The sequence below is a fragment of the uncultured Thiohalocapsa sp. genome (genome assembly GCF_913063425.1).
Taxonomy (GTDB): Bacteria; Pseudomonadota; Gammaproteobacteria; order Chromatiales; family Chromatiaceae; genus Thiohalocapsa.
In genome coordinates this window covers 13,360-27,201 of sequence record NZ_CAJXYK010000050.1, presented here as the reverse complement: position 1 = coordinate 27,201, position 13,842 = coordinate 13,360, and the positions used below count along the sequence as shown (strand labels likewise).

15 protein-coding genes are annotated in these 13,842 nt (G+C 69.4%); 5 read left to right on the top strand and 10 right to left on the bottom strand.

All coding sequences use genetic code 11. The features are described from left to right. Nucleotides 1-246 precede the first annotated feature (246 nt). The 7 genes from QZ607_RS21150 to ccmA all read right to left on the bottom strand — a co-directional run bounded on the left by QZ607_RS21150 (nt 247) and on the right by ccmA (nt 6,239). Entirely contained in the window at nt 247-792 is a 546-nt protein-coding gene (locus QZ607_RS21150; RefSeq protein WP_295886836.1) for a DsbE family thiol:disulfide interchange protein, read from the bottom strand. A gap of 10 nt (nt 793-802) precedes the next feature. Beyond that, complete coding sequence (locus QZ607_RS21145; RefSeq protein WP_295886833.1) at nt 803-2,803, bottom strand: heme lyase CcmF/NrfE family subunit; 2,001 nt, start codon at nt 2,801-2,803, stop codon at nt 803-805. Continuing rightward, a complete protein-coding gene (gene ccmE / locus QZ607_RS21140) occupies nt 2,800-3,285 on the bottom strand; it encodes a cytochrome c maturation protein CcmE (RefSeq protein WP_295886831.1) in 486 nt (161 codons plus the stop codon). The genes QZ607_RS21145 and ccmE overlap by 4 nt, the downstream gene beginning before the upstream one ends. Beyond that, complete coding sequence (ccmD, locus tag QZ607_RS21135; RefSeq protein WP_367268235.1) at nt 3,285-3,473, bottom strand: heme exporter protein CcmD; 189 nt, start codon at nt 3,471-3,473, stop codon at nt 3,285-3,287. The genes ccmE and ccmD overlap by 1 nt, the downstream gene beginning before the upstream one ends. Further along, nucleotides 3,473-4,291 (bottom strand): cytochrome c biogenesis protein CcsA, encoded by an 819-nt coding sequence (gene ccsA, locus QZ607_RS21130; RefSeq protein ID WP_295886828.1) that lies wholly within the window; start codon nt 4,289-4,291, stop codon nt 3,473-3,475. The genes ccmD and ccsA overlap by 1 nt, the downstream gene beginning before the upstream one ends. Before the next feature lie 370 nt (nt 4,292-4,661). Then, on the bottom strand, nt 4,662-5,333 hold the full coding sequence (ccmB, locus tag QZ607_RS21125; protein ID WP_295886826.1) for a heme exporter protein CcmB: 672 nt from the start codon (nt 5,331-5,333) through the stop codon (nt 4,662-4,664). A gap of 276 nt (nt 5,334-5,609) precedes the next feature. Next, nucleotides 5,610-6,239, bottom strand: a complete 630-nt coding sequence (gene ccmA, locus QZ607_RS21120; protein WP_295886883.1) for a cytochrome c biogenesis heme-transporting ATPase CcmA — start codon at nt 6,237-6,239, stop codon at nt 5,610-5,612. A 283-nt stretch (nt 6,240-6,522) separates the two neighbouring features. Between ccmA and QZ607_RS21115 the strand changes: the two genes are divergently transcribed. Further along, on the top strand, nt 6,523-7,152 hold the full coding sequence (locus tag QZ607_RS21115; protein ID WP_295886824.1) for a DUF2726 domain-containing protein: 630 nt from the start codon (nt 6,523-6,525) through the stop codon (nt 7,150-7,152). A gap of 129 nt (nt 7,153-7,281) precedes the next feature. On the opposite strand, the gene QZ607_RS21110 is transcribed toward QZ607_RS21115, so the two are convergent. From QZ607_RS21110 to QZ607_RS21100, 3 genes are all read right to left on the bottom strand, one after another. Then, nucleotides 7,282-7,605: a non-heme iron oxygenase ferredoxin subunit gene (locus tag QZ607_RS21110; RefSeq protein ID WP_295886821.1), complete on the bottom strand. Its 324-nt coding sequence runs from the start codon at nt 7,603-7,605 to the stop codon at nt 7,282-7,284. An 11-nt stretch (nt 7,606-7,616) separates the two neighbouring features. Beyond that, nucleotides 7,617-8,717 carry an anthranilate phosphoribosyltransferase gene (locus QZ607_RS21105; RefSeq protein WP_295886818.1) on the bottom strand — a complete coding sequence of 367 codons (1,101 nt, stop codon included), beginning with the start codon at nt 8,715-8,717 and terminating at the stop codon, nt 7,617-7,619. Nucleotides 8,718-8,878: 161 nt separating this feature from the next. Further along, entirely contained in the window at nt 8,879-9,781 is a 903-nt protein-coding gene (locus tag QZ607_RS21100; RefSeq protein WP_295886816.1) for a carbon-nitrogen hydrolase, read from the bottom strand. A 1,077-nt stretch (nt 9,782-10,858) separates the two neighbouring features. On the opposite strand from QZ607_RS21100, the gene QZ607_RS21095 reads away from it, so the two are divergent. From QZ607_RS21095 to QZ607_RS21080, 4 genes are read left to right on the top strand one after another with little or no spacing between them, the layout of a single operon-like run. Next, entirely contained in the window at nt 10,859-11,449 is a 591-nt protein-coding gene (locus tag QZ607_RS21095) for a GspH/FimT family pseudopilin (protein ID WP_367268234.1), read from the top strand. Between the two features lie 11 nt (nt 11,450-11,460). Next, nucleotides 11,461-11,994, top strand: a complete 534-nt coding sequence (gene pilV, locus QZ607_RS21090; protein ID WP_295886809.1) for a type IV pilus modification protein PilV — start codon at nt 11,461-11,463, stop codon at nt 11,992-11,994. A gap of 23 nt (nt 11,995-12,017) precedes the next feature. After that, nucleotides 12,018-13,160: a PilW family protein gene (locus QZ607_RS21085; protein WP_295886802.1), complete on the top strand. Its 1,143-nt coding sequence runs from the start codon at nt 12,018-12,020 to the stop codon at nt 13,158-13,160. Nucleotides 13,161-13,163: 3 nt separating this feature from the next. Beyond that, entirely contained in the window at nt 13,164-13,694 is a 531-nt protein-coding gene (locus QZ607_RS21080; protein WP_295886799.1) for a PilX N-terminal domain-containing pilus assembly protein, read from the top strand. Nucleotides 13,695-13,842 lie beyond the last annotated feature (148 nt).

Sequence of the window (13,842 nt, the reverse complement as noted above, 5' to 3'; positions counted from 1 at the left end):
CGGCGCCCGAGTGCTGCGAGCGATGGCGCCGGCGGTGCAGGTCGGGCCGGAGCTGGCAGGCACGCCGGTCATGCATGGCTGCCGGCCGCTTGTCGCGCGTCGCTGATGTGGTTGTGGTCCTGTGTAGGTCGAGTCAGTGCAAAATCCCTCTACGCGGCGCCGCCGTGGCCTGTGGGGTGTCGGGTGACGCTTGCGCTGAACCGCCCTACGGCTGCCCGCCCGGCCGCAGACCTGCGCCGCCCCGCATCAGCCCCTGGCCCGCAGCTCCGCAACCAGCGGCTGGAGCTTTTTCTCCCAGACCTCCCGATCGATGGGGCCGATGTGCTTGTAGCGGATGATGCCCTCCTGGTCCACGACGAAGGTCTCCGGAGCGCCGTAGACGCCCCAGTGGATGCCGACGGTGTTGTCCGGGTCGTAGCCGTTCATGTCGTAGGGGTTGCCGGTGAGCTGGAGCACCCGCTTGGCATCCGCGGCGTCGTCTTTCCAGTTGAGGCCGACGATCTGGAAGTCCGGGATCTCCGAGAGCGCCATCAGTGCCTGATGCTCGGCCCGGCAGGAGCTGCACCAGGACGCCCAGACGTTCACCAGTGAGATCTTGCCTTTGAGGTCGGCATCGGAGACGGTGCGGCTCGGGTCGTCCAGCGCCGGCAGACTGAACGCCGGCACCGGCTTGCCGATGAGGGGCGAGGGGACCTCGCTGGGGTCCTGCCCCAGGCCCCACACCAGCAGCACCACGAGCCCCGCAAAGACGATGAGCGGGGTCAGGTAGCGCACGGACTTGGACATCGCCATGGCCGCCCCCTCAGGCCGTTGCCGCCGCGGCGTCCGCGGCGGGCTTGCGGGCGCGGGCACCGGCCAGGCGGTAGCGCGGGTCGGACACCGCGAGGACGCCGCCCAGGGCCATCAGGATGGCGCCGAGCCAGATCCAGCGTACGAAGGGCTTGTAGTAGAGCCGCAGCGCCCAGTCGCCGTCGTCGCCCACGGGCTCGCCGAGCGAGACGTAGATGTCGCGGAACAGGCCCGGGTCGATGGCGGCCTCGGTCATGGGCATGCCGCCGCCCATGTAGGCCCGCTTCTCCGGATAGAGTCGGGTGACCTCGCGGTCGCCGCGGTAGACCTTGAACTCCCCGCGCTGGGCCATGTAATTGGGCCCGGGCGCCGGCTGCGCGCCGAGGAACTCGAAGCGGTAGCCGGCGAGCTCATGGCTGTCACCCGGGGACATGCGCACGTCCTCCTCGAGCTGATCGTTCGAGAGCACAGTGACGCCCACCACGAACATCGCTACGCCCACGTGCGCAGTCACCATGCCGTAGAAGCTGCGCCCGCTGCCGCGCAGGTCGGCGAGGATGGCCGGCCCCATGCGCGCGAGCCCGCCTTTATTCCGCAGCCGCTCGCGCACGATGGCGACATGCGCGAAGAACAGCCAGGCCGCCAGCGCCAGCCCCACGGGCACCCACAGGCTGCCGTGGCCGAACAGCGGCAGTGCGCTCACGGCGAGCACCACGATGCTGAGCGCCAATGCCCACCACAGGGTCTTCAGCACGCGCATGGGGTTGTCGCCTTTCCAGCGGGTGGCCGGCCCCAGGCCGATCAGCACCGCCAGGAACGGCGAGAGTGCCAGGAACATCTTGTTGAACCACGGGAAGCCGACCGAGATCTTGCCCCAGTTGAAGGCCTCGTAGATGAGCGGGGCCAGGGTGCCGAACAGCACCAGCACGGTGAAGGCGACGAAGATCAGGTTGTTGCCGAGCAGTGCCGACTCGCGGGAGACCACGCCGAACTGGCCGCCGTCCGAGACCTCCGGCGCCCGCCAGGCATACAGCGCCAGCGAGCCGCCGACGACGATGCACAGGAAGATCAGGATGAACAGGCCGCGGGACGGGTCGGTGGCGAAGGCGTGCACCGAGGTGAGCACACCGGAGCGCACCAGGAAGGTGCCGAGCAGACTGAGCGAGAAGGCGCAGATGGCGAGCAGCACGGTCCAGCTCTTGAAGGCGGCGCGCTTTTCGGTGACCGCGAGGGAGTGGATCAGCGCCGTGCCCACCAGCCAGGGCATGAGCGAGGCGTTTTCCACCGGGTCCCAGAACCACCAGCCGCCCCAGCCGAGCTCGTAGTAGGCCCACCAGGAGCCGAGCATGATGCCGATGGTGAGGAACACCCAGGCGACGGTGGTCCAGGGCCGCGACCAGCGCGCCCAGGCGGCGTCCAGCCGACCGCCGATGAGGGCGGCGACGGCGAAGGCGAAGGCCACCGAGAAGCCGACATAGCCCATGTAGAGCATGGGCGGGTGGATGGCGAGACCCGGGTCCTGCAGCAGCGGGTTCAGGTCGCGCCCCTCCGGCGGTACCGGAAACAGCCGCTCGAAGGGATTGGACGTAAGCAGCATGAACAGCAGGAAGCCGATGGCGACCATGCCCTGCACCGAGATGACCCGGGCCACCACGGTGAGCGGCAGGTTGCCGCTGAAGGCCGCCACCGCGGCACCCCAGGCGGCCATCATGAGCACCCACAGCAGCAGCGAGCCCTCGTGCCCGCCCCAGACGGCAGAGATCTTGTAGATGGTCGGCAGCAGGGTGTTGGAGTGCTCGGCGACGTAGAGCACCGAGAAGTCGCTGGTGAGGAAGGCCTGCGTCAGCGCGGCGAAGGCGACGGCGATCATGGTGAGCTGACCGTAGGCCAGCGGCCGCGCCATGGTCATCCAGGGCCGGTTGCCCGACAGCGAGCCGGCCAGCGGGAAGGCCGCCTGCACGACGGCGAGCAGCAGCGCGAGGATCAGTGCGAAGTGTCCGAGCTCGGGAATCATTGCGTCACCGTGTTGCCTGCGGCGGGCATGGACTGGACAGCGGTCTCCACGGCGCCCTTGGCGTGGGCGGTCTGAAGGGTGTCTTCCACCTCCGGCGGCATGTAGGACTCATCGTGCTTGGCCAGCACCTGGTCGGCGTAGAAGACGCCGTCCTCGCCGATGCGGCCCTTGGCCACCACGCCCTGACCCTCGCCGAACAAGTCCGGCAGGATGCCCGTGTAGCTGACGGGCACGGTGCGGGCGTTGTCGGTGACATCGAAGCGCACCGTGAGACCGTCCTGCTGGCGCTTCAGCGTGTCCTCCACCACCAGACCGCCGACGCGGAAGACCGCATCGGTGGGATGCTCCCCGGCGTGCACCTGGCTCGGGCTGAAGAAGTAGGCAATGTTGCTGTTGAGCGCGCTCAGCGCGAGCGAGGCCGCGATGCCGACGCCGACCACGGCGACGCCGACGAAGATCAGGCGTTTTTGTCTTGCTTTCATCAATGCTCTCCCGGTGGCACGTTCTGCGTGCGCAGTCGGGCCAATCGACCGACGCGCTGCAAAATGGTTCGGCGGCTGCGGCGCAGTGTCACGACTTCCGCGATGAGCAGCGCGAAGGTCATGCCGAAGGCGCTCCAGACGTAGAAGGCGTAGCCGCCCTGGCTCAGGAAGTCGATCAGGCCCTGCATCAGGCGCTCACCCCCCGGCCGGCTTCGCGGCCCTGTGTGGGAAGCCCACCCGCGGGCGGCGGTGCGGCACCTTCCGCATCCACCACCTTGCGCACCCAGGCGCTGTCCTGCTCGCGCAGCAGGATGATGTTGCGCAGCCGCGCGAAGGCCGCGGCGAAGGAGTAGAGCCAGAAGCCGAGCGTCATGACCAGCATGGCGGTGAGGATGTTGGACTCGATGTCCGTCAGCGACGAGCGCTGGTGCAACGCCGCGCAGTTGTTCGGGTCCGGGCAGTTGATGGACCAGTAGATGATGGGCAGCATCACCAGGCCGACGATGGCCAGCAGCGCCGCCGCCCGGTCCGCCCGGCGGCTGTCGTCGATGGCCGAGTGCAGGGCCATGAAGCCGACGTACAGGAAGAACAGGATCAGCTCCGAGGTCAGCCGCGGGTCCCAGTCCCAGTAGGTGCCCCAGCTCGGGCGGCCCCAGAAGGCGCCGGTCCAGAGCGCGAGGAAGGTGAAGACGGCGCCGGTGGGGGCGACGGCGTTGGCCATCATGAAGCTGAGGCGCGTGTTGAACACCAGCCCCACCGCGGACCAGGCCGCCAGCACCAGGTACAGCCACATGGACATCCAGGCCGCGGGCACGTGGATGAAGATGATGCGGTAGTACTCCTTCTGCGGGTTGGTGCCGCCCAGGCGCTCCGGCGTCTCGAAGAAGCCCCAGTAGAGCGCGAACAGCACCAGCGCCAGCGCGGCGACCCCGAAGACCGGGACGAGCCGGCCGGCCACCGGGTAGAACGCGGTGGGGGAGGCGTATTTGAACCAGTTGATCTTCATGGCGCTCGGCGGCGTGTCAGTGTATCACCAGCATCTGGGAACGAGTTTGGGGTTACCCAGCGTCAAGCTTAAGAAAATCGGGTAACCCTTCGAGGTTACCGAAGGGTAATGCGGTGCTTTGGGTGGCGGGTTGGCGGTGCCTGTGGAGTCGCCGAGTGGAACTCGGCGGCCCCAGGCGATGCCGGGTGGAGCTCGGCGGCCCCGGGTGTTGCCGAGTGGAGCTCGGCGGCCCCAGGCGTCGCCGAGTGGAACTCGGCGGCCCCGGGAATCGCCGAGTGGAGCTCGGTGGCCCCAGGCGTCGCCGGGTGGAGCTCGGCGGCCCCGGGTGTTGCCGGGTGGAGCTCGGCGGCCCCGGGTGTTGCGACAGTCGTCATTCCATGGAGATCCTGAGTGCCGCGGCCGCCGCCGGCGGCGCCAGTACCAAGCCGCCCAGCAGGAAAGCCCCGAGCAGGGCGAAGTAGGGTTGTGTGTCGGCGATTTCGATGACGCTGACACTGACGGCGCCGGCACCGTACACCAGCACCGGGATGTACAGCGGCAGGATCAGCAGCGACAGCAGGATGCCGCCGCCGCGCAGGCCGAGCGTCAGCGCCGCGCCGATGGCCCCGAGCAGACTCAGCACCGGCGTACCGAGCGCGAGCGCCAGCATCATCACCCAGACCGCGATGGGCTCCAGCGAGTACTGCATGGCCATGATGGGCGCGATCACCACCAGCGGCAGCCCGGTGAGCAGCCAGTGGGCGACGATCTTCGCCAGCACCAGCAGCGACAGGGGCTGGCCCGCCAGCAGCAGCTGCTCCAGGGTGCCGTCGTCGTAGTCCGCCGCGAACAGCCGCTCCAAGGCCAGCATGGAGGCCAGCAGCGCCGCCACCCAGACCACGCCCGGCCCGAGCATGCGCAGCAGCTCCCGCTCGCTGCCGACGCCGAGCGGGAACAGGCTCACGACGATGACGAAGAAGAACAGCGTCGTCAGCACGTCGGTGCGTCGGCGCAGCGCGAGGGTGAGGTCGCGCTGGAGGACGCAGAGGAAGACTTTCAGCATTTTGAAGAAGTACGGGGTACGGGGTACGAAGTACGGGGTAAGGCGTGCGCAGTAACTGGTCCTGGCCCGGGCGTTGGTCTCTAGGCGACGGGAGAGGTTGCGGCGAGGCACCTGGGGTGGATAAGCGAAGCGCATCCACCAGAACCCGAGGCGAAGCCGCGCAGTCGGCTGCGGCGAGCATCGTTGGCAACAACAGACCCAACTGCGAGTCCGCGCCCCCGAGCTCCGTACTCCGCCCTCCGTACTTTGCGCTTCGCCCCTCGTACCCGGCCCCAATCACTGCGTGGGCGCGCCCTCCAGAGTCAGCCGCTGAATCTCACCCCGCGTGAGCTGCACCTCCTGATGCGTCGTCAGTATCACGGCGCCGCCGGCGGCGACGTGGTCGGCAATCAGCGCTTCCAGCAGCGCAACCGCGTCGGTGTCGAGCGCGGTGAAAGGCTCATCCAGGATCCACAGCGGCGCTTTGCTCAGGATCAGGCGCGCCAGCGCAACGCGCTTCTTCTGGCCCTGCGAGAGCATGCGGGTGGGCAGGTCTTCGAAGCCGGCGAGGCCGATGTGCGCAAGGGCGGCGGTGATCTCGGTGTCCGCCACCGGGTCCTGGTCCAGGGTGGCGGCGACGCGCAGGTTCTCCTGTCCGGTGAGGTCTGCCTTGATGCCGTTCAGGTGGCCGAAGTAGAGCACCTCGCGGTTGAAGTCGTCGGCGAGCTCGGTGATCGGCTCGCCGCGCCAGCGGATGCTGCCGGCGTCCGGCCGCAGCAGGCCGCAGAGGGCGCGCAGCAGGGTGGTCTTGCCGCTGCCGTTGCGCCCGCGCACGTGCAGCAGGGTCTGCGCCGGCAGGGTGAAGCTGAGGGCCGTAAACAGCGTGCGGTCGCCGCGGCGGCAGGACAAATCGGCGACCTCGAGCATGGGTTTGGCGTTGGAATCGGTCGGCATGGTGTCGGGTGGGCGCGGGACGGCCTGCGGGGCCGCTGTGGCGGGCTCGCATCGCCCGGGCACCGGCCGGGCCAGCCCCAGGGCGGCCGTGACGATACAGGCTGCCCACGGGTGCGACAACCGGCGGCTGTCCGTGTAGTCGCGTCCGACATGGTCAAGCCCGGGTACAATCGTGGGTTGAGCTGCGCAGCGCCGCGGGGCGGGCTGGGCGACACCGTGGCCCGACCGACCGTTGCCGACAAGGGGGAGCCTCGATTTGGAGCCGTTCTACATCATGGTGTTCGCCGCCGGGCTGGCGGTGGCCGGTCTGTTCTTTCATGTGCTGGGCCTGTTCTCCCGGCTCCTGCGACCGCGGCGGGTGCTGGGCTACCAGCGGCGGGATGACTTCCTGAGCGACCAGGAGCGGCTTTGTCTCGGCACCGTGGAAGAGGCGGTGGGGGGCAATTATCGCGTCTTTCCCCGCGTGGCAGCGGGCACCGTGCTGACGGGCGACAGGTCGTTCGGCCGGCGCCGGCGGCGCGCGGCGGTGGCGACGCTGTCGGGGCGGGTGCTCGATTTCCTGGTGTGCTCGGCGGCCGATGCGCACCCGCTGTGCGCGGTGCTGGCGGCGCCGGCGGAGGCGTCCCGCCGCCGGCGTCGGGAGGCAGCCCTGCTGCGCGCCGCCTGCGCGGACGCCGGTCTGCCGTTGGTGGAGCTGACGCTTGCCGACGGCTACGAGCTCACCGCTGTGCGGCGGGAGCTGCTGGATGCCATCGAAAGTGCCGAGGTGCGCATCGCCCCGACCCCCGAGCCCATGGCCGCGGATGAAGAATCCCTGCTCGCGGAGCTGGCGGCGGCGATGCAGGAGCCGGACGGCCGCGTCCCCACCGGGCGGGTGCGGCGCTGAGGCTTGTGCCCGGACCGGGCGTTGTCGGGTCACGCCCTGGCGGGCTGACCCGACCGACCCTACGCGCGAGTGTGGGAGCGGCTTGCAGCCGCGACGCTGCGCCGCTGGAGCGCGGCCCGGGACCAGCCTTCAGACCGTCCGCGCCGTGTCCAGCAGCAGCCGCCCGTCCCGCTCCACGACCCTGAAGGTGGCAATGGGCTCATCGGCGGGCGGCTCCTGCGGCTCGCCCGTCTCCAGGCTGAACCAGCTGCCGTGCAGGGAGCACTTGATGTAGGCGCCGTCCAGGCAGCCGTAGGACAGTGGATAGTCCTCGTGGCTGCAGTTGTCCTCCACGGCGTAGAAGCGGTCCTCCACCCGGGCGACGATATAGCTGCGTCCACCCACCTTCACGGCGATGAACTTGCCGGGTGCGATGTCGGCGGCGGCGCCGATGTCCACGAGCTGCTCTGTCATGCCCGCCCCCTTCAGCGCAGCCGCCGCGCGGCGGCACCCGAATCCAGCGCCGCGCGGATGCGGTCGGCACCGGCCTCCAGTGTCTGCTCCCGGCCCAGGTGCCACAGCACCAGGGCGCCCGAGAACACCAGGCTGTCATAGGTCGGCCCGCGCTGGCCCTCCAGCGCCGCCATGCCGGCCTGAGCGGCGGCACGGGCGGTGGCGGGTACGTCCACGGCGACGGCGATCTCGTCCCCCGGCCGGCTGCTGGTGGGCAGGTCCTCGGGCAGCGGCACGGCACGCATGTTCTGCTCGATGCCGAGGCTCGCCGGGTCGATGTCGAAGGACTGCTCCTCGCCCATGCGCTGGTAGTTGAAGCAGACGCCCTTCTGGCGCAGGGAGGGCACCACGCCGCCCTCCACGCCGCGCACCAGCAGCGCCGAATCGAAGCCCGCGTGGCGCGCCAGCAGGGCGTAGATGCGCGGGTAGGGCTTGTGCACATAGCCCGTCACCAGGTGGGTCTTTTTGCGACCATGGATGGGCCGCGCCATCACCTCCACGGTGGTGATGACCTGGCGCTTGACGATGGTGCCGCGCAGGGGCACCAGGTCGTGCAGCTTGGGGGCGAAGGCGCGCTGGTCGACATAGCTCCAGCCGACGTCCGGGTCCGCGATGCGCGCGGCGGCCGCCGCCGGCGGCAGGTCCACCGGCAGACCGGCGGCGTCGAGCACATGGCGGTGGGTGACGCCGAACTTCGGGCCCACGGCATCGAGCCCGTGGCTCACCGCAGGCACGCCGCATTCCGCCAGCACCGGCGCCAGGAAGGGCGAGGCCGGCAGGCAGCGGTTGTAGCCGTCGTAGGGGTCGGCGATGTCGACGACCTCGTCCACGTCTGCCACGACGTGCTGGGTGGCCTCCCGCACGGCGTCGAGCACGCCGCGCTGCTCGTCGTCGGTCTCGCGCTTCATGCGCAGCGCAATCATGAAGATGCCCGCCTGCACCGGGTCCACCTCGGCGTCGAGGATGGCCTGCATGCCGAGGCGCGCCTCGTCCATTGAGATGTCCTTGGAAAGCTCGGGGCCGGTGGCGATGCGCTGGATGATGGAGCGCATGGTGCGTTGGATCTCGTTCATCGCGTCTGACTGCCTGCTGTGTGAAAGGTCGCGCGCCGCTGCGCAGATGCCCGGTGCAATTCGGGGTCATTGCGCGGGGGTTCAAGCCGACGGCGTGCGTGGGCGCGCGGAGACGGCCGCGGGATGGGCGCGGCGCCGCGCCCGGGCCGGCGGCGGCGGACTCAATCGCGCCAGCGCTTCAGCAGGTCGCCGTAGGCGTCGATGCGCCGGTCCCGGAAAAAGGGCCAGATGCGGCGCACCGTCTCGGCGCGGCTGAGGTCGATGTCCACCAGCAGGTCCTGCGGTGCGGTGTCGGAGGCTTCGGCCAGGAGCTCGCCCTGGGGTCCGCAGGCGAAGGAGCTGCCCCAGAACTGGATGCCGTCGTCGGGGCCGGCGGCGTCCGGGGCGGGCTCGAAGCCCACCCGGTTGCAGGCCAAGAGCGGCAGGCCGTTGGCGACGGCGTGGCCGCGCTGCACCGTGCGCCAGGCCTCGCGCTGGCGGGCGCGCTCGGCGGGGTCGTCCGCCGGGTCCCAGCCGATGGCCGTGGGATAGAGCAGCAGCTCGGCGCCGGCCATGGCCATGAGCCGCGCGGCCTCCGGGAACCACTGATCCCAGCACACGAGTACGCCGAGGCGCCCGACGGCTGTGTCCACGGGCCTGAAGCCGAGATCCCCCGGGGTGAAGTAGAACTTCTCGTGGTAGCCGGGATCATCCGGGATGTGCATCTTGCGGTACACGCCGGCCAGACTGCCGTCGGCGTCCAGCACCACCGCCGTGTTGTGGTACACGCCGGCAGCGCGGCGCTCGAACAGCGAGCCGACGATGACCACGCCCAAGGCTGCGGCGATCTCGCCGAGGGCGGCGGTGCTGGGGCCGGGGATGGGCTCCGCTGCCTCGAACACGCCGGTGCGCTCGCGCTGGCAGAAGTAGGCGCCGTTGTGCAGCTCCTGCAACAGCACCAGCCGGCAGCCGGCGGCGGCGGCGCGGCGGGTGGCCTCGAGGCAGTCGTCAAGGTCCGCGGCATGGTCGGCGCGGGCGGCGCGTTGGATGAGGGCGGCTTTGAGGTTGCGCATGGTGCTCTGCATGGTGCGTTCCTTTGTGACGCGGTGGCCTCTCGGGGGACTTGATTGTGGCTTGGCTCGCGGCCCGGTGCAGGTTGGTGTCGTCTTGTTCCTGTCTTTGGCGGTGGGGCGCAGCTCCGGCCGGAGCGCCTTCCCCACGCCTCCCGGGCGTCAGTGATTTCACACCGTGTATCCTCCAAAGGCGCATGGCGATGCCGAGGGGCTGCGTGCTCGTTTCTGTACGCCTATGAAATCAAAGGGGTTGCGGAACCAGAGGGGAGATGGTGGAACCGGCATCCGGGCTGCCTTTTGCCCGGCGGAATCGCCGGGCGTTCCGCGATAAGGTTCGCAAACTCCCCTGGGGCGTGACGCTAGGCTTCAAAGCGCTGTACTCGCTTGCTGCGTGGGGCGGCCCGCCGCGCGCTTGGCCACCGCCGCAGCGCGGTGGCCTGTGACCGTGCTTGTGACCGTGACAGGCGTCAAGCTTCGCAACGCTCTTCGATTCGCATCGGCTTGTTGTCGAGAGGCAGTCTACTGAAGCCGTTCGACGCCGAAGCGGCATTCATTTCCCCCGTTATTGACCCCGTAATTGAGCGTGATTCAGCGAGCGTGATGTCGAAGCGCGGCCCATTGCAATAGACGCGGTGTGTCGGGGAGATCGTGCGGCGCAGATCGGTATCATGACAGACATTGTGCAAACGAGCACAATCAGCCTGGCTCCTGTGACTTCTCATTTGTTCCGAAGTGCGATCAACGAGTTACTCAACAGCTTGCCCGCACACATGACGGCAGCGTCGTACAGCGTCCGGCAAACATCGACGCGCCCTCCGTCCAGGCCCTGTGCGGCTCACCCACAGTGGGCACAGGCGCAGTCGTGACGCGACCTTGCACGGGACCAGCAGCAGGGCGGCTCGGATCGCACGTGGGGCCTGCCGGGTCGAGCCCCTGCTCGTGACCTGAGCTGATGCGGATTCCAGAGACCTTTCGAGGCGGCGCCTCACTCGGCGTAAGCAGCGGGCCCTTGGTTCTGTGATTGCAATCACTGAGACCTGTGCGCCAGCGGGTTATGATCAGCAAAGCAGCCCAGATGCCCGCAGTCTAATGACATTGATTCAGAAAAACTGGAGCCGAAACGGTCCGCGCTCAGGCTCTTTGCCAGGGAGCGCAGCTCAAATGCGGGGCGCCCGCGGCGTGACCTTGGTCGAGCTCTTGATCGCGCTCAGCGTGTTGGTCATTTTGACCACCATCGGTATCCCGACGTTTGCGACGCTTATTCACAACAATCGCGTTGCGGTGATCTCCAATGACCTGACGCTGGCGCTGACCCTCGCCCGGGCGGAGGCGATCAAGCGCGCGGCGCCGGTGCGGATCTGCGCGAGCGCTGACGGTGTGGACTGCGACATCACGGACCCGAACGACTGCAACGCTGACTGGAGCGGCGGCTGGCTGGTACTGCCTGCGGACGGCGGCGCCGTGGTGCGTGTGCGCGAGGCGGTGGGCGGCGCCATCGGCCCCGTGGAGGCGAGCAGTGCGCCCTGGGTCACCTTCGACGGGCTCGGCGCTGCGTCGCTGCCGGACTGTGTGCCCACGGCGCGGGCGAGCTTCGCCATCGGCGACACAGCGGAGTCACGCTACCGCCAGCGTCGGGTCGAGCTCTTGGCATCCGGACGGGTGGCGCTGCAGACCCTCTGACGGAGGGCATCATGCCAAGCCTCAGGGCGCTGGCGCTGAGACAGTGCACCGCTGAGGGACGATCCTCGCCGCGGGCCGCGGGCTGCGGCGCGGCGCAGTCACAGCGCGGTACCTCCCTCATGGAGGTGCTGGTCACCTTGGCGATCCTGACCCTGGGCATTACGGCCATGACGCAGCTCCAGGTCACCGCACTGAAGCTGAATCACAGCGCCTACATGCGCTCCCAGGCCGTGGCATTGAGCTACCGGGTGCTGGATGCGATGCGTGCCAACCGCGGTGACGCCCTGTTCGGAGCCTATGACCGGGCGCCGGGCGATCCCATCCCGACGGCGGCCGAGGCCGGCAGCTCCGTCGCCGCCGCAGATCTGCGTGCCTGGCTGCACAGCGTCGAGAACGCCATGCGCCCCTACGAGGGCCAGGCCGGCATTGACCGCAACGCAGCGGAGGTGACCATCACCGTGCGCTGGCGCGACCGCCTGCGCGAGGAGCGCCTGGGTGCCCGGGGCCGCCTCTGGGAAGAATTCAGCGTGGTGACGCAGTTGTGAGCCGTACCGCATCCAAAGCACGCGTGCGACGCCGGTACCAGCGGGGGGTGACCCTGGTGGAGCTCATGGTGGCCATGCTGCTCGCGCTGCTGCTGATCACGGCCGCGCTCGCCATGGTGCTGGCGACCTCCCGGACCAGCGGCACCTTCGATGCGTTGGCCCGCACACAGGAGGCGGGGCGGCTGGCGCTGGTGATGATGGAGCGGGACCTGCGCATGGCGGGCTACCGCGGCTGCGCCTTCGGCGCGGTGAACAGCCTGCTCGACCCGGCCGGCAGCGGTTGGAGCGAAGCCGTCTACGACTTCAACGAGCCCTACTTCGGCTGGAGCGAAAGCGACGTGGCGGCCATCCCCAGTGGCACCCTGCCGGCGGCCTTCCATACCCGCTACGCCCGCGGCGATGTGCTGGTGGTGAAGAACGCAGCAGTGCCCCTGGGCGTTGGCCTGGGTGCCGACATCACCGCCGACAGCGATGTCGCGGAGCTCGATACCGCCATCGACGTGCCCGTGGGCAGCCTGGTGCTGGTGAGCGATTGTGGCGGTGGCGGGGACCTGTTCCAGGTGACCACCGATGACCTCTCGCCGAGCGACCGCCTGGAGCGCAATGCGAGCCTGCCCGGCATCACCCCCGGCAACCTGGACCCGGCGCTGCACGTTTTCAGCCGGCTCTATCCGGCGGTCTCCACCGAGCTCATGCAGGCGCAGAGCAACGTCTACTACGTCGGCTTCCAGGAGAGCGCCGACGGGGACCTTACCGCCACCAGCAGCCTGCGCCGGATCCGCATGGGCGAGCGCGTGGGCGGTGCCGCCCCGGATGATGAGCTGCTGGAAGGCATCTACGACATGCGCGTGCAGTACGGCGTGGATCTGAGCGGCAACGGCAGCGCCGACGACTACCGCCGCGCGGACGCACTCGCCGCGGAGGACTGGGCGCAGGTGGTGTCGCTGCGCCTGAGCGTGCTCGCCTACGGCGGTGAGGGCACTGACGAGGCGGTCAACGATGACGCCTACGCCGTGCCCTTCGACGAGACCATCTGGGACTTCAGCGGCGGGGAGGTCGAGCCGGACCCGCACGGCGACCCCGGCGAGCTCCGCTTCGTGCCGCCGGACCGGCGCGTGTACCGCTTTTTCTCCACCACCGTTGCTGTGCGCAACCGGGTCGGGTGAGGCATGGCCGCGCGGCGACACAACCGGCTTGCGGGTGCGGCGCTGCGCATCCGCCGCCAGCGCGGCGTCGCCCTGGCCGTGGCGCTGATTCTGCTGCTGGTGATGACGCTCCTGAGCGTTGCGGGCCTGCGCGGCACGGGCATGCAGGAGCGCATGGCGAGCAACCTGCGCGATCGCAATCTCGCATTCCAGAGCGCGGAGTCCGCGCTGCGGGCGGCGGAGACGGCACTGGTCGCCGGCGGCGGCGCCGGCTCGCCGGCCGTGTCCGCCCCCGGTGATCTGGGCTGGTGGGAGGCGTGCTGGGAGGGCTCGGTCACGGGCTGTCCACCTGCGGTGGTGCATCCGGTGGACACGGCGGCCTGGGGCATCGCCGCCGCGCCTGAGTATCGCCTGGAGCGCCTGCGCGCCGGCAACTACGGCAGCCTCGCCGCCGATGAAGCGCTGTCCAGCCCGCCGCTGTATCGCATCACGGTGCGGGCGGTGGGTGGCACGGCGGATTCGGTGGTGCTGCTGCAATCGACGTTTCGGCCGTGACCTCTCGCGGGCACTGGAGCTCGCGAGCGCGGCTGCATTGAGAGCGCGCTGGCATGTCCTCGCGCGGTACGGCGCCAGTGTGGTGCACGTCAGGTTAAATCTGCGGCTGAGCTCCAGCATTGATGCAGCGTCGGCCACCGGCCGACGC